This window comes from Pseudogulbenkiania sp. FW507-F1, from assembly GCF_058781125.1.
Map to the genome: position 1 here is coordinate 17,128 of NZ_JBYSWM010000025.1, position 19,331 is coordinate 36,458.

At 68.2% G+C, this 19,331-nt stretch carries 20 protein-coding genes; 4 read left to right on the forward strand and 16 right to left on the reverse strand.

Translation table 11 applies throughout. The annotated features are described in order from the left end of the window. Positions 1 to 75: 75 nt before the first annotated feature. The 10 genes from pabC to AC3WG5_RS15120 all read right to left on the reverse strand — a co-directional run bounded on the left by pabC (position 76) and on the right by AC3WG5_RS15120 (position 8,704). Positions 76 to 888, reverse strand: coding sequence for an aminodeoxychorismate lyase (pabC, locus tag AC3WG5_RS15075; protein ID WP_492569330.1), 813 nt, complete (start codon positions 886 to 888; stop codon positions 76 to 78). After that, on the reverse strand, positions 888 to 2,183 hold the full coding sequence (locus AC3WG5_RS15080; RefSeq protein WP_492569331.1) for an aminodeoxychorismate synthase component I: 1,296 nt from the start codon (positions 2,181 to 2,183) through the stop codon (positions 888 to 890). Before AC3WG5_RS15080 ends, pabC begins: the two co-directional genes overlap by 1 nt. A 102-nt stretch (positions 2,184 to 2,285) precedes the next feature. Then, positions 2,286 to 3,527 (reverse strand): beta-ketoacyl-ACP synthase II, encoded by a 1,242-nt coding sequence (gene fabF / locus AC3WG5_RS15085; protein WP_008955004.1) that lies wholly within the window; start codon positions 3,525 to 3,527, stop codon positions 2,286 to 2,288. Between the two features lie 177 nt (positions 3,528 to 3,704). Then, a complete protein-coding gene (gene acpP, locus AC3WG5_RS15090) occupies positions 3,705 to 3,944 on the reverse strand; it encodes an acyl carrier protein (protein WP_008955003.1) in 240 nt (79 codons plus the stop codon). A 109-nt stretch (positions 3,945 to 4,053) separates the two neighbouring features. After that, entirely contained in the window at positions 4,054 to 4,791 is a 738-nt protein-coding gene (gene fabG / locus AC3WG5_RS15095) for a 3-oxoacyl-ACP reductase FabG (protein ID WP_492569332.1), read from the reverse strand. Positions 4,792 to 4,868: 77 nt separating this feature from the next. Next, on the reverse strand, positions 4,869 to 5,798 hold the full coding sequence (fabD, locus tag AC3WG5_RS15100; RefSeq protein WP_492569333.1) for an ACP S-malonyltransferase: 930 nt from the start codon (positions 5,796 to 5,798) through the stop codon (positions 4,869 to 4,871). Between the two features lie 107 nt (positions 5,799 to 5,905). Then, positions 5,906 to 6,865, reverse strand: coding sequence for a beta-ketoacyl-ACP synthase III (locus AC3WG5_RS15105; protein ID WP_008955000.1), 960 nt, complete (start codon positions 6,863 to 6,865; stop codon positions 5,906 to 5,908). Between the two features lie 5 nt (positions 6,866 to 6,870). Beyond that, on the reverse strand, positions 6,871 to 7,908 hold the full coding sequence (gene plsX / locus AC3WG5_RS15110; protein ID WP_040653009.1) for a phosphate acyltransferase PlsX: 1,038 nt from the start codon (positions 7,906 to 7,908) through the stop codon (positions 6,871 to 6,873). A 65-nt stretch (positions 7,909 to 7,973) separates the two neighbouring features. Then, positions 7,974 to 8,153, reverse strand: a complete 180-nt coding sequence (gene rpmF / locus AC3WG5_RS15115; protein WP_008954998.1) for a 50S ribosomal protein L32 — start codon at positions 8,151 to 8,153, stop codon at positions 7,974 to 7,976. A gap of 47 nt (positions 8,154 to 8,200) precedes the next feature. Then, positions 8,201 to 8,704, reverse strand: coding sequence for a YceD family protein (locus AC3WG5_RS15120; RefSeq protein WP_492569336.1), 504 nt, complete (start codon positions 8,702 to 8,704; stop codon positions 8,201 to 8,203). Between the two features lie 59 nt (positions 8,705 to 8,763). Here AC3WG5_RS15120 and AC3WG5_RS15125 point away from each other — a divergent pair, with 59 nt between their 5' ends. Together AC3WG5_RS15125 and AC3WG5_RS15130 are read left to right on the forward strand one after the other, a co-directional pair. Beyond that, entirely contained in the window at positions 8,764 to 9,342 is a 579-nt protein-coding gene (locus AC3WG5_RS15125) for a Maf family protein (RefSeq protein WP_492569337.1), read from the forward strand. Continuing rightward, positions 9,342 to 10,046, forward strand: coding sequence for an SAM-dependent methyltransferase (locus AC3WG5_RS15130; protein WP_492569338.1), 705 nt, complete (start codon positions 9,342 to 9,344; stop codon positions 10,044 to 10,046). Before AC3WG5_RS15125 ends, AC3WG5_RS15130 begins: the two co-directional genes overlap by 1 nt. A gap of 190 nt (positions 10,047 to 10,236) precedes the next feature. Here AC3WG5_RS15130 and AC3WG5_RS15135 read toward each other — a convergent pair whose 3' ends face one another. Continuing rightward, positions 10,237 to 11,097 (reverse strand): Rossmann-like and DUF2520 domain-containing protein, encoded by an 861-nt coding sequence (locus AC3WG5_RS15135; protein WP_492569340.1) that lies wholly within the window; start codon positions 11,095 to 11,097, stop codon positions 10,237 to 10,239. A gap of 285 nt (positions 11,098 to 11,382) precedes the next feature. Between AC3WG5_RS15135 and AC3WG5_RS15140 the strand changes: the two genes are divergently transcribed. Next, positions 11,383 to 11,952 carry a LemA family protein gene (locus tag AC3WG5_RS15140; RefSeq protein ID WP_492569341.1) on the forward strand — a complete coding sequence of 190 codons (570 nt, stop codon included), beginning with the start codon at positions 11,383 to 11,385 and terminating at the stop codon, positions 11,950 to 11,952. Further along, positions 11,953 to 12,843, forward strand: coding sequence for a hypothetical protein (locus tag AC3WG5_RS15145; protein WP_492569343.1), 891 nt, complete (start codon positions 11,953 to 11,955; stop codon positions 12,841 to 12,843). A gap of 54 nt (positions 12,844 to 12,897) precedes the next feature. Here AC3WG5_RS15145 and AC3WG5_RS15150 read toward each other — a convergent pair whose 3' ends face one another. From AC3WG5_RS15150 to AC3WG5_RS15170, 5 genes are read right to left on the reverse strand one after another with little or no spacing between them, the layout of a single operon-like run. Then, positions 12,898 to 14,103: an ABC transporter permease gene (locus AC3WG5_RS15150; RefSeq protein ID WP_008954988.1), complete on the reverse strand. Its 1,206-nt coding sequence runs from the start codon at positions 14,101 to 14,103 to the stop codon at positions 12,898 to 12,900. Then, positions 14,103 to 14,819: an ABC transporter ATP-binding protein gene (locus tag AC3WG5_RS15155; RefSeq protein WP_008954987.1), complete on the reverse strand. Its 717-nt coding sequence runs from the start codon at positions 14,817 to 14,819 to the stop codon at positions 14,103 to 14,105. Before AC3WG5_RS15155 ends, AC3WG5_RS15150 begins: the two co-directional genes overlap by 1 nt. After that, complete coding sequence (locus AC3WG5_RS15160) at positions 14,816 to 16,093, reverse strand: efflux RND transporter periplasmic adaptor subunit (protein ID WP_492569345.1); 1,278 nt, start codon at positions 16,091 to 16,093, stop codon at positions 14,816 to 14,818. The genes AC3WG5_RS15155 and AC3WG5_RS15160 overlap by 4 nt, the downstream gene beginning before the upstream one ends. After that, positions 16,090 to 17,580, reverse strand: a complete 1,491-nt coding sequence (locus AC3WG5_RS15165; RefSeq protein ID WP_492569346.1) for an efflux transporter outer membrane subunit — start codon at positions 17,578 to 17,580, stop codon at positions 16,090 to 16,092. The genes AC3WG5_RS15160 and AC3WG5_RS15165 overlap by 4 nt, the downstream gene beginning before the upstream one ends. A gap of 8 nt (positions 17,581 to 17,588) precedes the next feature. Further along, positions 17,589 to 19,214, reverse strand: a complete 1,626-nt coding sequence (locus AC3WG5_RS15170; RefSeq protein WP_492569347.1) for an isovaleryl-CoA dehydrogenase — start codon at positions 19,212 to 19,214, stop codon at positions 17,589 to 17,591. Positions 19,215 to 19,331: the final 117 nt, after the last annotated feature.

A 19,331-nucleotide genomic window follows, 5' to 3' on the forward strand; every position in this document is an offset into this window, starting at 1 on the left:
TCGGAGGGGCGGAATACCGCGAAGTGCATCGTTGCAGGAGCCTGGTGCGCTCCGCGCCACGATCGTGTGTGCTTTTCAGGCCGCCGCCGCGAGCTGTGCCATGAGCGCCCGCAAGGCCTGCGGAATCGGCCAGGTCCGCTCCCCCAGCCGCACCACCGGCCAGATCCCGATCAGGCTGTTGCACAGGAACACCGCCTCGGCGGCGTCGAGATCGGCCAGCGTCAGGCGTGCCTCACGCACCGCCAGGCCGAGCGCCGGGGCGTTGTCCAGCACCCAGGCGCGCAGCGCACCGGCCACGCCGCTGCGGTCGAGCAAGGGCGTGGCGAGTTCGCCACCGCTCAGCAGGAACAGATTGCTCATGGTGCCCTCGACCAGATAACCCTCGCTGTCCAGCAGCAGCCCCTCGTGGATCGCGGGGTCGCTCCATTCCGAGCGCGCCAGCACGTTCTCCAGCCGGTTGAGGTGCTTGATGCCGGCCAGGCATGGCTGCTGGCCGAGGCGCAACTCGCACCGCCGTACCGTCACCCCCTGCTCCGCCAGTTCGGCCGGGTAGCCAGCCCAGGCGTTGGCCGAGACGAGGCGCGTCGGCACCGCGTCGGCCGGCATGGCGTAACCGCGCCGCCCGACGCCGCGCGTCAGCACGATCTTGGCCACCGCGCGCTCGAGACCGGCCGCGGCCAGCGCCAGTTCGGCCAGGACCAGACGCTCGTCCGGCAGCGGCAGGGCCAGCCGGGCGCAGTCTTCGGCCAACCTTTGCCATTGCCAGCGCCACAGCCGGGGCCGGCCGGCCAACAGCTCCAGCGTGCGGTACACGCCGTCGCCGTAGGCCAGGCCGCGATCGAGCGCCGAGACCTGCTCGCCCGGCACGCCGTCGATCAGCATCGCCATCAGCCCTGCTCCACGCCCAGCGCGCGCAGCAGGCCGCGCGCCTTGTGCCGCGTCTCCTGCAGCTCGCGCTCGGGGTCGGAGTCGGCCACGATGCCGCCGCCGGCGCGGAAGCGCAGCTGCTGCCCTTCCTGCATGAAGGTGCGGATAAGGATGTTCAGGTCCATGCTGCCGTCGCGGTTGAGGTAGCCCAGGCTGCCGGTGTAGGCGCGGCGCGCACCGGCTTCCAGCTCGCGGATGATCTGCATGGTGCGCACCTTGGGGCAGCCGGTGATGGTACCGCCGGGGAACAGCGCGCGCAGCACCTCGGCCGGCGTCACCTCGGGGCGCAGCCGGCCGCGCACGTTGGATTCGATGTGGTGCACGTAGGCGTAGCTGGCCACCGCCATCAGCTCGTTCACCTCCACCGTGCCGGGCTGGCTGATGCGGCCGAGGTCGTTGCGCTCGAGGTCGATCAGCATGACGTGCTCGGCGCGCTCCTTGGTGCTGGAGATCAGGCGCTGTTTCAGCGCGGCGTCCTCCGCCGGGTCGGGCGAGCGCGGGTGGGTGCCGGCGATCGGCCGTGTCTCGGCCCAGCCGTCCCGGACCCGCACCAGCCGCTCCGGCGACGAGCTGACGATCTGCGCCGCGCCGAAATCGGCCAGCGCCGAGAACGGCGCCGGGTTGGCGCGACGCAGCGCGGCGAACAGGTCGGCGGCGCGCACCGATTCGGCCAGCGTGGCGCGCCAGCCGCGCGAGATGTTGACCTGGAACACGTCGCCTTCGACGATGTAACGCTTGAGCCGCACCACGGCGTCGGTGTACCAGCTCGGGGCGTCCTCCGTCAGGCTTTGCAGTGCCACCGGGCGCGGCGTGAACGGCGCCACGGCCCCCACCCTGGCGCGCAGTTCCGCCAGCGCCTCAGCGCTTTCTGCCACCAGCCAGCCCTGGCCGGCCGCGCGGTCGAGCAGCACCGCCGCCGGCACGCGCGCCAGCGCCGCCAGCGGGAAGCTGTCCGGCACCCCGGCCGGCACGCTGGGCTCGAACTCCGACAGCAGGTCGTAGCCGAGAAACACGAACCAGCCGCCGACGAAGGGCAGCCGGTGCGGGTTGTCCACCGCCTGCGGCGTGATGGCGCGCACCGCGTCGAGAAACGCGCCACCCTCGCCGTCGTAAAACAGCCGGGTCTCGCCCGGCAGGGCGAACAGCATGTCCCAGCCCTGCTCGCCGGAAGACATCAGCAGGTAGGGAAAACGGGCCCGATCGGCGGCGTGCAGCGCCAACAGATCGGGGGAAACATCGAGTCGTTCGGTAAACATGACCGGTCCTGGGCCCGCGTCGGGACGACGTTGGCCGAAAAAAGAAAAACCGCTGCGAGTGTAACGCAGCGGTTTCGGCTGTCAATGACGCTTCAGGACGGCTCAGACGCGCTTGAAGACCAGCGTGCCGTTGGTGCCGCCGAAGCCGAAGGAGTTGGAGATCGCCACATTGATCGGCATCTCGCGCGCGGTGTTGGCGACGTAGTCCAGATCGCAACCGCCCTCGACATCCTGTTCGAAAAGGTTGATGGTCGGCGGCGACACCTGGTTGTACAGCGCCAGCACCGAGTACAGCGCCTCGACGCCACCTGCGCCACCCAGCAGGTGACCGGTCATCGACTTGGTCGAGTTCACCACCAGCTTCTTGGCGTGATCGCCGAAAGCCAGCTTCAGTGCGGTAGTCTCGTTGGCATCCCCCAGCGGAGTGGAGGTACCGTGCGCATTGACGTAGTCCACCTCGTCCGGGTTGACACCGGCATCGCGCAGCGCGTTCTTCACGCCACGGGCCGGGCCTTCGCTGTTCGGCGCGGTGATGTGGTGCGCGTCCGAACTCATGCCGAAGCCGATCAGCTCGGCATAAATGCGGGCGCCACGCTTCTTGGCGTGTTCGTACTCTTCCAGCACCAGCACGCCGGCGCCCTCGCCCATCACGAAACCGTCACGGCCCTTGTCCCACGGACGGGACGCGGTGGCCGGATCGTCGTTGCGCGTCGACAGTGCCTTCATCGCGGCAAAACCGCCGATGCCCAGACGCGAGATGGCGCCTTCGGCACCACCTGCCACCATCACGTCGACGTCGCCGTACTGGATCAGGCGCGCGGCGTCACCGATGCAGTGCGCGCCGGTGGTGCAGGCGGAAACGATGCCGTAGGTTGGCCCCTGGTAGCCCTTGAAGATCGACACGTGGCCGGCGATCAGGTTGACCAGCGAACCCGGGATGAAGAACGGGCCGATCTTGCGCGGACCGCCTTCCATCAGGGCCACGCCGGTTTCCTCGATCAGCGGCAGGCCGCCGATGCCGGAACCGATGTTGACGCCGACGCGGGTCTTGTCGAGATCGGGAACGTCCTCGAGCCCGGCATCGGCGATGGCCTGGAAGGCCGCAGCGATGCCGTAATGGATGAACACGTCCATGCGGCGTGCATCCTTCGGCGCGATGTAGTCGCCGATGTTGAAATCTTTCACCTCACCGGCGATCTGGCACGCCAGGTCGCTGGCGTCGAAACGGGTGATGGTGCCGATGCCGGACTTGCCGGCCAGCAGGTTGGCCCAGCCGGAGGCAACATCGTTGCCAATCGGGGACACATGGCCAAGGCCGGTTACTACTACTCTACGTTTGGTCACGGGGCTTTCTCCGCAAAGGCAGGGAGGGCGTTCTCCCGATTGTTTCGAAACGGCCGCACCCAGATCAGACAAAACCGGGGCGCACATGACACCCGTTTCGAAGTCGCCAACAAAAAGGACCTCTGCTGCGAGCGCATGGCGCTATCGGGCAGAGGTCCCTGGGTACAGCGAAAAAAATTACTTGTTCAGATGAGCGTTGACGAAGTCAATCGCTTGCTGAACGGTGGTGATCTTCTCGGCTTCTTCATCCGGAATTTCGCATTCGAACTCTTCTTCCAGAGCCATCACCAGTTCAACGGTATCCAGGGAGTCAGCGCCCAGATCGTCGACGAAGGAAGATTCGATTTTCACTTCGGCTTCGTTCACACCCAGTTGTTCGGCAACGATCTTCTTGACGCGCTGTTCAATGTTTTCCATTTGTATTAACCCTTTACCTTTCTGATTCGGGATAACAAAACCCGAGTATTCTACAAAAAAAATTTAGAGTAGCCTACCTAAATGCTTTAACCGCCCGCGAACAGGCGGATTAGGGCATCAGCATGCCACCATTCACATGCAATGTCTGGCCGGTGATGTAGGCCGCGCGATCCGATGCCAAAAAGCCCACGGCATCGGCGATGTCCTTGGCGTCGCCGAGACGGCCCAGGGCGATCTGCTGCACCAGCATCTCGCGCTGCGCTTCCGGCAGTGCGCGGGTCATATCGGTGTCGATGAAGCCCGGCGCCACGCAGTTGACGGTGATGTTACGGCTGCCCACTTCGCGCGCCATCGACTTGGTGAAGCCCATGATGCCGGCCTTGGCGGCCGCGTAGTTGGTCTGGCCGGCGTTGCCCATCGCGCCCACCACCGAAGCGATGTTGACGATGCGGCCCCAACGCGCCTTCATCATGCCACGCAGCACGGCCTTGGAGGCCTTGAACACCGAGCGCAGGTTGGTGTCCATGATGGCGTCCCAGTCCTCGTCCTTCATGCGCATCAAGAGACCGTCGCGGGTGATGCCGGCGTTGTTGACCAGGATGGCGATGTCGCCGTATTCCTTGGCGATGGTGTCGACCAGCGTCTCGATGGCCCCCTCTTCACCGACGTTGAGCACCATGCCCACGCCGCCTTGCGCCGCCAGGCGCTCGCCGATGGCGGCGGCCCCTGCCTCGGAGGTGGCGGTGCCGATGACTTTGGCTCCCTCGGCGGCCAGTGCTTCGGCAATCGCCGCACCGATGCCGCGGGACGCGCCGGTCACCAGCGCCACTTTACCCTGCAGACTCATCAACTTTCTCCTCGAAATGCCCCACCGCCGGAATGACACGGCGACGGAGAAGTGTCTCTTTTTTACCGCAGATCGCGTTATTTCAGCTCTTCGCAAGCCGCTTGCAGCGCCGCGGCATCGGTCAGCGCCAAGCCCTTGACGTTGCCGTCGATGCGCTTGGCAAGCCCGGCCAGCACCTTGCCCGGACCGCATTCGGCCAGTTGCAGCACACCATCGGCAGCCAGTTTCTGCACCGTTTCGGTCCAGCGCACCGGGCTGTAGAGCTGGCGCACCAGCGCGTCGCGAATCTGTGCCGGATCGCTGTAGCTCGCCACGTCGGCGTTGTGCAGCACCGGAATCGACGGCGCCTTGATCTCCACCTCGGCCAGGGCCGCGGCGAGACGCTCGGCGGCCGGCTTCATCAGCGCGCAGTGCGACGGCACCGACACCGGCAGCGGCAGCGCGCGCTTGGCGCCCTTGGCCTTGCACAGCTCCATGGCGCGTTCCACGGCGGCCTTGGCCCCGGCGATCACCACCTGGCCCGGCGAGTTGAAGTTGACCGCTTCCACCACCTCGCCCTGCGCGGCTTCGGCGCAGGCGGCGCGGATGTCGTCGTCGGACAGGTTGAGAATGGCCGCCATCGCCCCCTCCCCCGCCGGCACGGCTTCCTGCATCGCCTGGGCACGCAGGCGCACCAGCTTGACGGCATCGGCGAAGCCGAGCGCCCCGGCGGCGACCAGCGCGCTGTATTCGCCCAGGCTGTGGCCGGCCACGGCGACCGGCAGCGCACCGCCGACGGCCAGCCAGGCGCGCCAAGTGGCGACGCCGGCGGCCAACATCAGCGGCTGGGTGTTGACGGTGGCGTTGATGGCGTCGGCCGACTCGGCCTTGAGCATGGCCCACAGATCGTCACCGAGCACGGCGGAAGCTTCGTCGAAAGTCTGCTTCACGACCGGCAGGTCGGCGAAACCGTCCATCATGTTGAGGCTTTGCGAGCCTTGCCCCGGGAAAACGAAGGCAAACGACATGGTGAATCTCCCAAGAAAACGTCAGGAACGATGAACGCCAAGGGGCGCCGTCCCGACGCCGATCGCGTCAATTCCGGGACGGCGCACGCCTTGGCGTGCTTGTGTCATCAGAAGGTGAGCAGTACCGCGCCCCAGGCGAAACCGCCGCCGATGCCTTCCAGCATCACGGTCTGGCCACGCTTGATGCGGCCGTCGCGCACCGCGGCGTCGAGCGCCAGCGGGATCGAGGCGGCCGAGGTGTTGCCTTGCTCGGGCAGCGTCACCACCACGCGCTCCATCGGCAGGCCGAGATGCTTGGCGGTGGATTCTATGATGCGCAGGTTGGCCTGATGCGGCACCAGCCAGTCGACCTGGTCCTTGCTCATGCCGACCTCGCCCAGCGTCTTCTCGGCGATGTCCGACAGCGCCTTGACGGCAAACTTGAAGACCGCCGGCCCGTCCATGTGCAGGTAGGGCATGCCCTGGATCTTGCCATCGGCGATCTGCGCCGGGGTGTTCAGGATGTCCTTGTAGCGGCCGTCGGCGGCCAGCTTGGCGTGCAGGATGCCGGGTTCGTCCGACTCGCCCAGCACCACGGCGCCGGCGCCGTCGCCGAACAGGACGCAGGTGCGGCGGTCTTGCCAGTCGAGGATGCGCGACATCACCTCGGCCCCGACCACCAGCGCCTTCTTGGCCATGCCGGACTTGATGTAGTTGTTGGCCGTGATCAGCGCGTACATGAAGCCGGCGCACACCGCCTGCACGTCGAATGCGGCGCAACCGTGCACGCCCAGCTTTTCCTGCAGCAGGCAGGCGGTGCTGGGGAAGACCATGTCGGGGGTGGTGGTCGCCACCACGATGAGGTCGATTTCGTCGGCGGCGACGCCCGCGTCGGCAAGCGCAGCCTGAGCCGCCTTGAGCGCGAGATCGCTGGTGGTTTCCTGCTCGTCGGCGATGTGGCGGGCACGGATACCGGTGCGGGAGACGATCCACTCGTCACTGGTATCAATGCGCTCAGCCAGCATCGCATTCGTAAGCACGGTCGGCGGCAGGTAGCTGCCGGTGCCGAGAATGCGTGAATAGGCCATGTGTCTCAGTTCGCTGCTGCCTCGGATTGCTTGATGTGTTGTAGTTGCTCGGCAACCCGCTCGGCGATGTGAGCAATCACGCTGGAGCCGGCTTCCTCGCAAGCCTGTTCCAGCGCGTACCGGAATCCCAGCGCGTCGGTGCCGCCGTGGCTTTTCACCACGATGCCGCGCAAGCCCAGCAGGCTCGCGCCGTTGTAGCGGCGGGCATCCACCCGTTTCTTGAAGTGGTTCAGGACCGGCATGGCGGCCAGCGCACACAGCCGTGTCCACCAGCTTCGGGTGAATTCTTCGCGCAGGAAAGAGGCAATCATGTGCGCCAGACCTTCGGAGGTCTTGAGCGCCACGTTGCCGGTAAATCCGTCGCAGACTACCACATCCACCGTGCCACGGTAGATGTCGTTGCCTTCGACGTTGCCGTAAAAGTTCAGCGCGGCGTCTTTTAACAGTTCGGCGGCTTGCTTGACGGTCTCGTTACCCTTGATGTCTTCGGAGCCGATGTTGAGCAGGCCCACCGTGGGGTTGGCCTTGCCCGACAGACTGGACACCAGTTCGGAGCCCATGATGCCGAATTGCAGCAGTTGCGCCGGCGTGCAGTCGACGTTGGCCCCCAGGTCCAGCATGCAGCTGGTGCCCTTGCTGGTGGGCAAGAGCTTGGCGATGGCCGGGCGGTCGATGCCGGGAATGGTCTTGAGTACGAAGCGCGCGGTGGCCATCAGGGCACCGGTATTGCCGGCCGACACAGCCGCCTGCGCCTCGCCTTCTTTGACGAGGTTGATCGCGACCCGCATCGACGAATCTTTCTTGTTCTTCATGGCCAGCTGCGGCGATTCGTCCATGCCCACCACCTGGGATGCGTGGTGGAGGCGCAGACGGTCGCGCGCGACGGAGCCATGCAGCGCCAATTCCGCCTCAAGGGCGGTCTGGTCACCTACAAGAATGAGTCGTGCGTCGGGATGGTCTTGGAGAAACTGGATCGATGCCGGGACGGTGACCTTGAGGCCAACGTCACCGCCCATTGCATCAACCGCTACGGTGATAGTCATCAACGTGTACGGTGGTGAAACCTACCTGTTGTTTGACAGGTAAAGTTTGTGCGGAGAAAAAGCGATTACTCGCCCTTGGTCTTGACGACCTTGCGGCCACGGTAGAAGCCGTTCGGGCTGATGTGGTGACGCAGGTGGGCTTCGCCGGTGGTCGGCTCAACGGCCAGCGCCGGGGCGATCAAGAAATCGTGGGCGCGGTGCATGCCACGCTTGGACGGGGACTTTTTGTTCTGTTGAACGGCCATGGTCAACTCCTAAGAATTTCAAGTAGATTCTATTACACGAATCCGGTTTACTCGGACTTGGAGCCCTTGAGCGCCGCCAGCACCGCGAACGGATTCGGCTTGTCGGTCTTGGCGCGCGCGAGAGCATCCGTACCGCAATCGTCGTGTTTCGGCGATAGCGGCAAGCCCATGATGATTTCGTCTTCGACCAGCCGAACCACGTCCAACTCCGGCTCGGCCATGATGGCATCGAGCGTTTCGTCGGCCTCGCAGGCCGCCTCGAGCTTTTCCTCGTCGGTGAACAGCGTCATCGAGGAGTCGGTCTTGAGCACGTACGGCATGCTGGAGAGGCAACGCTGACAGCGCACGGAAATCGTGGCGTCGAGCGTGAGCCGGAGCACGGCACGACGCAACGGGTCGACGTGGCCGGAGAGGGTATACTTTACCTCGCCGTCCGTATCGGACAGGTCGTCGTGTATGCGCTGATCCAGCGCCGAGATGGCCAAGGTGCCAGTCTGCGAGCGGCCCTCGCGGGCAAACTTCAGCGGATCGATCAAAATCGGTTTAGACATAAACCTCGCATGATATAATTCGCCTCCCCGATTTGTCAAAAGAATCAAGCATTCACACCATGCAGATTGTCCTCGCTTCCACCTCTCTCTACCGCCGCGAGATCATCGCGCGCCTGGGCCTGCCGTTCGAGGCCGTGGCGCCGCATTGCGACGAAACCCCGCTGCCCAATGAGACCGCGCTGCAGACCGCCACCCGGCTGGCGCGCGCCAAGGCCGAATCGCTCGCCGGGCGCTTTCCCGAAGCGCTGATCATCGGCTCGGACCAGGTGGCGCTGCTCGACGGCCAGCAGATCGGCAAGCCGCTCGAATTCGAGCGCGGCGTGGAGATGCTCAAGTGGATGAGCGGCCGCACCGTGCTGTTCCACTCCGCGCTGGCGCTGGTGAACAGCGCTACTGGCCGGGTGCAGGAAACGGTGGGCCTGACGCGGGTGACACTGCGCGAGCTGTCCGAGACGCAGATTCGCCACTATCTGACACGCGAGCCGGACGCGCTGCATTGCGCCGGCGCGGCCAAGAGCGAGGGACTGGGCGGTGCGTTGATCGCGCGCATCGAGTCGGACGACCCCAACTCGCTGATCGGCGTGCCGCTGTTCGAGCTGGTGACGATGCTGGGCGACGAAGGCGTGGAGATTCTGTGATGGCGGGCACCCTGTTTCTAATCCCCACCCCGCTCGGCGACGAAGCCACGCCCTGGCTGCCCGAGCCGGAACGCGCCCGCGTGCTGCACCTCACCCATTTCGTGGTGGAGGCGGAAAAGACCGCGCGCAAGCACTTGAAGGCGCTCGGCGTGACCACGCCGATCCGCGAGCTGACGCTGTCGACGCTGAACGAGCACACCAAGCCGGCCGAGGTGGCGGCGCTGCTGCAGCCGTTGGCCGAAGGGCTCGACCTGGGCCTGCTGTCAGAAGCCGGCTGCCCGGCGGTGGCCGACCCCGGCGCGCAGCTGGTGGCGCTGGCGCACGAGAAGGGCTACCGCGTGGAGCCGCTGATCGGGCCGTCGTCGATCCTCTTGGCACTGATGGCGTCCGGCGCCAACGGCCAGTGCTTCGCCTTCCACGGCTATTTGCCGGTGGACGCCACCGAGCGCGCCAAGGCGGTGAAGGAGCTGGAACAGCGTTCGCGCCAGCGCAACGAGACGCAGATCTTCATCGAGACACCGTACCGCAACAACGCCTTGCTGCAACAACTGCGCGAGACGCTGAGCCCGGCGACCCGGCTGTGCGTGGCGGCCGACCTGACGCTGCCCAGCCAGACCATCGTCAGCCGCCGCGTCAAGGACTGGCCGAAGGAGGCGCCGGACTTCCACAAGCGCCCGGCGCTGTTCGTGATCCATGCCGGCTGAGCGCTAACGCATCAAAGCACTTTGTCATCAGACTGAAACCGGCCGACATCGTCGGCCGGTTTTTGTTATCCCTCGCTCCGCTTCACCACGCTCTCCATCTCCAGCGAACGCCACAGGTCCTGCAGCGTGGACTTGGCCCGGCAGGCATACAATCGACCAGGCCATCGTTCAGCGACGGCGCCGCTCCGTCTCAACTCGGGGAGTCTAGCAGCCTCGCCAGTTCTGCCCGCGCCGCCTCCTCCAGCCGCTCCCCAGCCAGCCGCAGCGTCGCCCGCCCCATGGCACGGTAGGCGTCGGCGCACAGCGCGTCGTCGATGACCGCGAGATGCCGCGCCACGGTGCCGGCGTCGCCGCGCACGATGGGGCCGGTGAGCGCCGCCGCCGGTCCCAGTGCCAGGGTGTTATCGAGCGTCTGGCGCATCAGCCCGCCCACCAGCTGCGACGCCACGAGTGGCTCGATGCCGGCCCCGGCCGCCACCTGCAAGGCCAGCGCGTTCAACGTCACCAGGTAGTTGGATGCCATCGACAGCGCGGCGTGGTAGGCCGCCTTGCCGCCGGGAGCGAGCCGGAACGGCCGGGCGCCGAGGGCTTCGGCCAACCTTTCCAGTTCGGCGCAGACACTTTCCTCCCCTTCCAGCGCGCACAGCGTGCCGCCGAAGCCCGCCACGGCGCGCGCCGGCTCGGCGAACGAAAAGGCAGGGTGCAGGCTGCCGATGCGCACGCCTCGCGCCGTCAGCGGGGCCAGCAGGCCCGCCTCACCGGCGCCGCTGGCGTGAAACACCAGCGCCCCGGGCGGCACCACGCCGGCGTCGGCCAGGCCTTGCGCCGTGGTGGCGATCGCCGCATCCGGTACCGCCAGCAGGTAGAGTTCGGCCGGGGCCAGCGGTGCCAGCTCGGTGACGGCGCGACCGGCGCCGATGAAGGCGAGCGCCTCGGCGGCGTGCGCCGCGTCGCGGCACAGCACGTCGACCACGGCGTAGCCGGCATCGTGCGCCAGGCGTCCCAGCGTGCGCCCCAGACGCCCGGCACCGATGATGCTCAGACGCGCCATGACACCTCCTCGTCCGCGCTGCGCGTCAGCGCAACGTCATGCCATACTGCCAATGACATCGTTGATTTCCGATTGAATATAATTCCAAAAAGCATTAGATAACCAGAAAACGAAGCCCGTCAGGGCAAGTTTCTGCGAAGCTAACGCGAAGGCAAGTGAGCGGGCCGCAGACAGTGCAGATAGTACGGCAAGTGCTCGCTGAGCGAATCTCCACAAGAGATTCGCACGCGGTCCGCGCAACGCCGCCGACAAAGTTATCGTTTCTAAGGCGAATTGGAATACAACATGAAACTGATCCTGTTCTTGCTGCTGCTGGCCCTGCCGCTGCTGTACGCCGCCATCCTCTACAACGCGCTGGTCGGCCTCAAGCACCAGGTCGGCAAGTGCTGGGCCAACATCGACGTGCTGCTCAAGCAGCGCCACGACGAATTGCCCAAGCTGGTGGAGGTGTGCCGCCAGTACGCCCAGTTCGAACAGGCCACGTTGGCCCGGGTGATGGAGGCGCGCGCCGCGATCTCGGACGCCGCACGGGCCGGCAACCTGGGTCGGCTCGGCGAACTCGAGAGCGGGCTGTCCGGCCTGCTCGGCCGTCTCTTCGCCGTGGCCGAGGCCTACCCCGAACTCAAGGCGGACCAGCAGTTTTCGCACCTGGCGCAGCGCATCAGCCAGCTGGAAGAAAACATCGCCGACCGGCGCGAACTCTACAACGAAGCGGTCAACCTCAACAACGTGCGCATCGAACAGTTCCCCGACGTGTTCATCGCCCGGCTGTGCGGATTCCGCCCGGCCACACCGCTGCGCTTTGCCGCCGCCGAGACGCGCGACGTCGACCTGACCGCCCTGTTCCAGCGTTAAGTGAGGAAGCGGCTGATTTACCGGCTGACCAGCCACGGCTGGCTGGGCTTCACCGGCTATCCCTTGGCGCTGCTGCTCGGCTTCAAGCTGCAGCCGGCCCTGCTCTACACGCTGGGCTTGCCGCTCTGCACCACCTTCGGCCTGCTGGCGTGGTGGCTCAATTACCGCCGTTACCGGGTGATCGCCGATACGCCCACATCGCGCGCCGGCGCAGTGGCTCAGGGTTACGTCGAGCTGTTCGGTTGCGCGCGCAGCCATGAACGCGCCCCGCTCTACAGCTCGCTGAGCGGGCGGCGTTGCGTCTGGTTCCGCTGGGAGCGCCGCTATGTCGGTCGTGACGGCCGGCTCGATCCGGCCCAGCAGGAAGAAAGCGACGCCTCCTTCCTGCTGCAGGACGGCCACGGCGAGGTGGTGGTCGACCCGGAACAGGCCGAGGTCCATCCCGCGCACCGCGCGAGCTGGCACGATCAGGACTATCTGTGCTGCGAGGAATGGATCGCCGACGACGACCCGCTGTACGTGATCGGGGAGCTGGTCGCCATCGGCGGCGATGCCGCCGCCGACCCGCGGCGCGACGTCGCCGCCCTGCTGGCGGAGTGGAAGCGCGACCAGCCGGCGCTGCTGCGCCGCTTCGACCTCGACCGCAGCGGCGGCATCGACGAGCGCGAGTGGCTGGCGGCGCGTGCCGCCGCCGAACGCGAAGTGCGGCAACGGCAGCAGGAGTTCGCCGCCACGCCGCTCACGCTGCACCTGCAGCGTCCGGCCGACGGCCGGCCCTACCTGATCACCACCTTGTCATCCCATGACGGCGCCCGCGCCTTCCGCTGGCGCGCCTGGCTGCACCTGGGCGCCGCGCTCACCGGCCTGCTGCTGTGGCTGCGCACGGGCTGACCCATGCAGCCTCCGGCCCAGCCAGGCGCCCGGCTCGCGGCGGGTGCGCCCGCTTCATTCGTGGCGCAGCGCCTCGATCGGGTCGAGCCGCGCCGCCTTGCGCGCCGGGAAATAACCGAACACCAGCCCCACCGTAGCGGAAAAGACGAAGGCGACGGCGACGATGGTGGCGTTGAACACGAACGGCACGTTGAGCAGCGCGGCCAGCACCGCCGAAGCCACCAGCGCCAGTGCGATCCCGATCAGCCCGCCCAGCGACGACAGCACCGCCGCCTCCACCAGGAACTGCAGCAGCACCTCCCGCTCCAGCGCGCCGATGGCGAGCCGGATGCCGATCTCGCGCGTGCGCTCGGTCACCGACACCAGCATGATGTTCATGATGCCGATGCCGCCCACCAGCAGGCTGACCGCCGCCACCGCGCCGAGCAGCGCGGTCAGGACCTCGGTGGTGGAGGTCAGCATCTTGCTGATCTCCTTCATGTCCATGACGTTGAAATTGCTTTCCTCGTTGGCGGAGAGATGGCGCCGCTCGCGCATCAGGTGCTCGATGTCCTGCTGGGCGCGGCTGGTGGAGGTGCCCTCGCGCACCGATACCTGGAGCTGGTTGACGTCCTGGTTGCCGGCGATGCGGCGCTGGTAGGCGCGTAGCGGCATGATCGCCAGATCGTCCTGGTCGCTGCCCATGGCGGACTGCCCCTTGGGCTCGAGCAGGCCGACCACGCTGCAGGCGATGCCCTGCACGCGGATGCGCTCGCCCAACGGATCCTGCCGGCCGAACAGCTTGTCGCGCACGGTCTGGCCGATGATGCAGGCCGGCGCGCCGGCGCGCAGCTCGCTGTCGGAAAAGCGGCGCCCGCTGCGCAGCGTGAGGTTGCGCACGGTGAAGTACTCGTTGCTGGTGCCGATCACCTGGGTCGACCAGTTGGCGTGCCCGTACACCACCGTCAGCGAGCGCGACGCCATCGGCGCCACCGCCGCCAGCGCCGGTATCTCGCGCACCAGCGCCTGGGCGTCGCCGACGCTGAATAGCGCCGCCCCGACGTTCTGCCCCGGGCCGAGGCGCCGGCTCGGGCTGATGATGAGCAGGTTGCTGCCGAGGCTGGCGATCTGCTGGGTGACCTGCAGCGTGGCGCCGCCGCCGAGCGTGACCATGATGATCACCGCCGCCACGCCGATGACGATGCCGAGGATGGTGAGGAAGGAGCGCAGCACGTTGCGGCGGATCTCGCGCAGGGCCAGGGCGAAGGCGTTCCAGAGCATCACCCGCCCCCCTGGTGTGCGCGCTCCGCTGCCGGCACCACCAGGCCGTCGCGAAAGTGGATGGTGCGGCCGGCGTACGCCGCCATGTCCGGTTCGTGCGTCACCATCACGATGGTGATGCCCTGCTCCCGGTTCAGGCGCGTGAGGATGGTCATGATCTCCTGGCTGCGCGCGCTGTCGAGGTTGCCGGTCGGCTCGTCCGCCAGCAGCAGTGCGGGACGGGTGACGATGGCGCGCGCGATCGCCACGCGCTGCTGCTGCCCGCCGGACAACTCGCCCGGGGTGTGGTCCTCCCAGCCCGCCAGCCCCACCTCGGCCAGCGCCTCGCGGGCGCGCTGGTGGCGCTGTTCGGCGGGATCGCCGCGATAGATCAGCGGCAGCTCGACGTTCTCCAGGGCGCTGGTGCGGTTGAGCAGGTTGAAGCCCTGGAACACGAAACCCAGGTAGTGGCGCCGCAGCAGCGCGCGCTGGTCGCGCGTGAGCCCGCCCACCTCGACCCCCTGGAACAGGTAGCTGCCGGAGCTCGGGGTATCGAGACAGCCGATCAGGTTCATGCAGGTGCTCTTGCCCGAGCCGGACGGCCCCATCACCGCCACGAACTCGCCTTGGGCGATGACGATGTCGATCCCGCCCAGCGCCTGCATCGCCGCCGCGCCGCGGCCGTAGGTCTTGGTGACCCGGCGCAGCTCGACGAGGGGGCGGCCGTCGGGCGTCATGACGGCTTTTTCACCTCGATCACGTCCACCACCACGGCGCGGCCCGGCGCCAGCGCCCCGCCCTTCACCTCGGTCAGGCTGCCGTCGCTCATGCCGGTCTTGAGCGTGACCTTCTGCAGCCGGCCCTGCTGCAGCACCCAGACATGGGGCTGCTTGTCGTTGCCGCCGGGCGGGCTGGCGCTGCGGCGCGGCGGGCGCGGCAGCAGATTGGCGACCAGCCCGCGGCTGGCGGGCGCCGAGGTTTCCTGCGGCGGCACGAAACGCAGCGCGGCATTGGGCACTAGCAGCGCGTCGCGCGCCTGCTCGACCACGATGCTGGCGGTGCCGGTCATGCCCGGGCGCAGCAGCAGGCCGGCGTTGTCCACCTTGAGCACGGTTTCGTACGTCACCACCCCGGCCACGGTCTTGGCGCCGAAACGCACCTGGGACAGGCGCGCCGGAAAGGTGCGCTCGGGGTAGGCATCGACGGTGAAGCTGGCGGCCTGCCCTTCCCGCACCTTGCCGACGTCGGCCTCGTCCACGTCGACGTGCAATTCCATCTGCGTCAGGTCTTCGGCCAACGTGAACAGTACCGGCGTCTGGAACGAGGCGGCCACGGTCTGGCCGGGTTCGGCGGCGCGTTTCAGCACCACGCCGTCCACCGGGGAGCGGATCACCGCCTTGGCCAGGTCGGTGCGCTGCGCCTCCAGCGTGGCCTCCCCCTGGGTCACCGTGGCCCGGCTGTTGGCGGCATCCGCCACGGCGCGCTCGAAGGTGGCCTGGGCGGTCTCCATCTCGGACTGCGACGGCACCTTGCCGCCGCTGACCTGCTGCACCTGGCGCAGCCGTCCCAGCTTGGCCTTGGCCTCGCTGACGGTGGCCTGCGCCTGCTGCACCCGGGCGCGGGCGGCGGCCAGCGCCGCCAGGCTCTGCTTGAGCTGGGCCTCGAGCTTGCTGGTATCGATGCGCGCCAGCACCTGGCCGCGCTTCACCCGGTCGTTGTAATCGACCTCGATGCTCTTGATGGTGCCGGAAATCTCGCTGCCGACGTCCACCTGGTTGGTAGGCTGCAGCGTGCCGGTGGCGGAGACGGCCACGGTCAGGCTGCCGCGGCGCACCTCCTGCGTCAGGTAACGCGGCTGGCCCGTGGCCTGACGGCTGTTCCAGTACAGCGCCGCCAGCCCCGCCGCCACGACCATGCCCCCCAGCAGCAGCCAGCGCCGGAGGCGCGAGACCACGCGGGACTGCCGGTCGAGGCCGAGCTTTTTGGCCATGTCGCCGGGTTGCTCCATCATCCTCCTTTCGCCGCGGCCGCGTCCCAGCCGCCGCCCAGCGCCTTGTAAAGCCGCACCAGGTTGGACACCGCCGCCGCCTCGCTCTGGCTCATCTGGTCCTGCAGCGACAGCAGCGAGCGCTGGGTGTCGAGCACCGCCTGGAAATCGACCAGGCCGGCCTGGTACTGGCTCGAGGCCAGATCGGCCGCCCCTTGCGCCGCCGTGACCGCATCACGCAGCGCCACGCCGCGGTTCTGCTCCTCGGCGTAGGCCACCAGCGCGCCCTCGACGTCGCGCAAGGCCGTGAGCACGGCGGACTGGTAATTGAGCAGCGCCTGCTGCTGCAGGGCATTCTGCACCTCGATGTTGTGGCGGACGCGGCCGGCGTCGAACACGACCTGGCCGACGCTGGCACCCAGCGCATACAGGCCGGCGCTGGAACGCAACAGCCGGCCGCCGCTCAGGGCTTGCAGGCCGAGCGTACCGGACAGCGACACATCGGGGTAGGCGGCGGCGCTGGCCACCCCGACCTGTGCCGTCGCCGCCGCCAGCTGGCGTTCGGCGCGGCGCAGGTCGGGACGCTGGCGCAGGGTGTCGGCGGGGATGCCCACCGCCACGGTGGCGGGCAGGTGCGGAATGGCGGCCGGCTCGTCCAGTTCGCTCAGCTCGCCGGGCCCGCGCCCCAGCAGCACCGCCAGCCGCTGTTTCGACTGAGCCAGCCCCTGCTGCAATGCCGGCAGCTGGGCCCGCGTCTGCTCCAGGTTGAAGCGGGCCTGGTCTTCGTCCAGCTGCGTGGTGAGTCCGGCCTGATGCCGCCAGCGCGTGATCTGCCAGGTCTCGTCCTGGGTGGCGAGGCTGCCGCGCGCGAGCGCCAGCCGGGCCTGAAAGCCGCGCGCCTCGACGTAGCCGAGCGCCACTTCCGCCAGCAGGCTGACCCGGGTGTCGCGCAGCGCCTCCTCCTCGGCGTCGAGCGTCGCCGCGGCGGCTTCCTGGGCACGGCGCAGGCCGCCGAACAGGTCGAGCTCCCAGCTGGCATCGAGCTGCGCCGACCAGGTCTCGACGGCGCGCCCCTTGCCCTGGCTCATCTCGTCGCTGGAACGGTTGCGGTTGACGGCGGCGCGGGCGTTCAGGGTGGGATAGCGCTCGGCCACGGCCAGCCCGTAGCGGGCGCGGGCCTCGCGCAGGCGGGCCTGCGCCAGTTTGACATCGAGATTGTTCGCCACGGCCTCGCCGATCAGGCGCGACAACAGCGGATCGGCCAGGCGCTCCCACCAGCGCGCCAGTTCGGCCGCCGGCGGCATCGCGGCGTGCACGCCGCCCTGCAGCGGGCTGTGCCACGCCGGTGGTACCGCCATGGCAGGGGGTCGATAGTCCGGACCGACGGCGCACGCCGTCGCCAGCAGGGGCATGACGAAAACGGCACCACGCCGCCACGCGCGGCCGGCCGTGGGCCGCACGCCCTGGCCCGCGCCCGCCCCGCTCCGCTTAGGCGCCTCCCCCATGCGCATCCGCCCGCTCAGGCCGACAGCGCGCGGCGCACGATCGGCGCCAGCGCCAGCGTCGACGGCAGGCTACCGAAGCTGCCGCCCCAGTCCTCGCCCAGGCGCGAGGCACAGAACGCCTCGGCCAGCGCTTCCGGCGCGTGGCGCAGCAGCAAACCGGCCTGCACCAGCAGCACCATGCGCCGCACCAGGTGACGGGCGTCGGCCTCCGCCACGGGGCGCTGCAGCTGGTCGCTCAGGCGCCCCAAGGCATGGCGATAGAGCGGGTGACGTCCCGGCACCTGCGCCAGCTCGGCCAGCAGCACCTCGCGCGCGCGCGGATGCTTGGCGAGGGTGCGCAGCACGTCGAGGCACATCACGTTGCCCGAGCCCTCCCAGATCGAATTCACTGGCATTTCGGCGTAGGCCCGCGCCGCCACGCTTTCCGCCATGTAGCCGTTGCCGCCCAGCGCCTCCATCGCTTCCGCCGCCAACTCCGGACCACGCTTGCACACCCAGTACTTGCCGGCCGGCACCAGCAGCCGGCGCAGCAGCGTTTCGCCCTCGTCGTCCGGGGCGTCGGCGGCGCGCGCCAGGCGCAGGGCCAGCGCGATGGCGGCCTCGGTCTCCAGCGCCATGTCGGCCAGCACGTTGAGCATCAGCGGCTGCTCGATCAGGCGGTGGCCGAACGCGCGGCGATGGCGACAATGGTGCACCGCCTGCGCCAGCACCTGGCGCATCATGCCGGCGCTGCCCAGCAGGCAGTCGAAGCGGGTGTGCCCGCCCATTTCCAGGATGAGCGGCACGCCCCGCCCTTCCTCGCCCAGCAGCACGGCGTAGGCGGCGTCGAACTCGGCCTCGGCCGAAGCGTTGGACCGGTTGCCGAGCTTGTCCTTGAGGCGCAGCAGGCGCACTGCGTTGCGCGTGCCGTCCGGCAGCCAGCGCGGCAGAAAGAAGCAGGACAGGCCGCCCGGCGCCTGCGCCAGCACCAGGTGGGCGTCGCTCTGCGGCACCGAGAAGAACCACTTGTGACCGCTGAGGCGGTAGCTGCCGTCCGCACACGGCTCGGCACGCGTGGTGTTGGTCCGGACGTCGGAGCCGCCCTGCTTCTCGGTCATGCCCATGCCGACCAGGCCGCCGTGCTTCTGCGCGAGCGGCAGGTCGCGTTCGTCGTAGTCGTGGCTGCACAGCGTCGGCAGCCAGTCCAGCGTCAGGCCGGCGTGCTGCGACAGCACCGGGATGGCGCCGAAGGTCATGGTGGTGGGGCACAGCGTGCCGGCCTCGATCTGGGCCTGCAGCAGGAAGGCGGCGGCGCGCGCCACATGGGCGCCAGGCCGGGGCTCCTCCCACGGCGCGCAATGCAGGCCACGCTCGACGATGCCGCGCATCAGCATGTGCCAGGCGGGGTGGAACTCCACCTCGTCGAGCCGAAAGCCCTGAGCGTCGAAGCCGTGCAGCAAGGGGGGATAGCGGTTGGCGAGCCGACCCAGCTCGAAGCTGCCACGCCGCCCCAGCAGCGCGCCGCAGTCGAACAGCGGCTCGCGCGCCCACGCCGCGCCCTCGCGCACCACCCCTTCCTGCAAGGCGACATCGCTGCTGAAGAGGTTGTAGTCGACCAGAGGCGGCGGCTGGTTCAAGACTTCGCGGGCAGACGGGGGCATGCGGATTCTCCTGGCGGAGCACGCTGGCCGAGGGTGCGCCGGCCACCATGTCCTTTTGCAGCCTAGACCCGCCACCCGCCCCCGGCAAGCAACAGACCGGCAAACAAAAACGGCTCC

Coding starts and splice junctions, on each gene's coding strand:
- pabC (WP_492569330.1), bottom strand. CDS start 888: ATGGCGATGCTGATCGACGGCGTGCCGGGCGAGCAGGTCTCGGCGCTC.
- AC3WG5_RS15080 (WP_492569331.1), bottom strand. CDS start 2,183: ATGTTTACCGAACGACTCGATGTTTCCCCCGATCTGTTGGCGCTGCAC.
- acpP (WP_008955003.1), bottom strand. CDS start 3,944: ATGGAAAACATTGAACAGCGCGTCAAGAAGATCGTTGCCGAACAACTG.
- fabG (WP_492569332.1), bottom strand. CDS start 4,791: ATGAGTCTGCAGGGTAAAGTGGCGCTGGTGACCGGCGCGTCCCGCGGC.
- fabD (WP_492569333.1), bottom strand. CDS start 5,798: ATGTCGTTTGCCTTCGTTTTCCCGGGGCAAGGCTCGCAAAGCCTCAAC.
- AC3WG5_RS15105 (WP_008955000.1), bottom strand. CDS start 6,865: ATGGCCTATTCACGCATTCTCGGCACCGGCAGCTACCTGCCGCCGACC.
- plsX (WP_040653009.1), bottom strand. CDS start 7,908: ATGACTATCACCGTAGCGGTTGATGCAATGGGCGGTGACGTTGGCCTC.
- rpmF (WP_008954998.1), bottom strand. CDS start 8,153: ATGGCCGTTCAACAGAACAAAAAGTCCCCGTCCAAGCGTGGCATGCAC.
- AC3WG5_RS15120 (WP_492569336.1), bottom strand. CDS start 8,704: ATGTCTAAACCGATTTTGATCGATCCGCTGAAGTTTGCCCGCGAGGGC.
- AC3WG5_RS15125 (WP_492569337.1), top strand. CDS start 8,764: ATGCAGATTGTCCTCGCTTCCACCTCTCTCTACCGCCGCGAGATCATC.
- AC3WG5_RS15130 (WP_492569338.1), top strand. CDS start 9,342: ATGGCGGGCACCCTGTTTCTAATCCCCACCCCGCTCGGCGACGAAGCC.
- AC3WG5_RS15135 (WP_492569340.1), bottom strand. CDS start 11,097: ATGGCGCGTCTGAGCATCATCGGTGCCGGGCGTCTGGGGCGCACGCTG.
- AC3WG5_RS15140 (WP_492569341.1), top strand. CDS start 11,383: ATGAAACTGATCCTGTTCTTGCTGCTGCTGGCCCTGCCGCTGCTGTAC.
- AC3WG5_RS15150 (WP_008954988.1), bottom strand. CDS start 14,103: ATGCTCTGGAACGCCTTCGCCCTGGCCCTGCGCGAGATCCGCCGCAAC.
- AC3WG5_RS15155 (WP_008954987.1), bottom strand. CDS start 14,819: ATGACGCCCGACGGCCGCCCCCTCGTCGAGCTGCGCCGGGTCACCAAG.
- AC3WG5_RS15160 (WP_492569345.1), bottom strand. CDS start 16,093: ATGATGGAGCAACCCGGCGACATGGCCAAAAAGCTCGGCCTCGACCGG.
- AC3WG5_RS15165 (WP_492569346.1), bottom strand. CDS start 17,580: ATGCGCATGGGGGAGGCGCCTAAGCGGAGCGGGGCGGGCGCGGGCCAG.
- AC3WG5_RS15170 (WP_492569347.1), bottom strand. CDS start 19,214: ATGCCCCCGTCTGCCCGCGAAGTCTTGAACCAGCCGCCGCCTCTGGTC.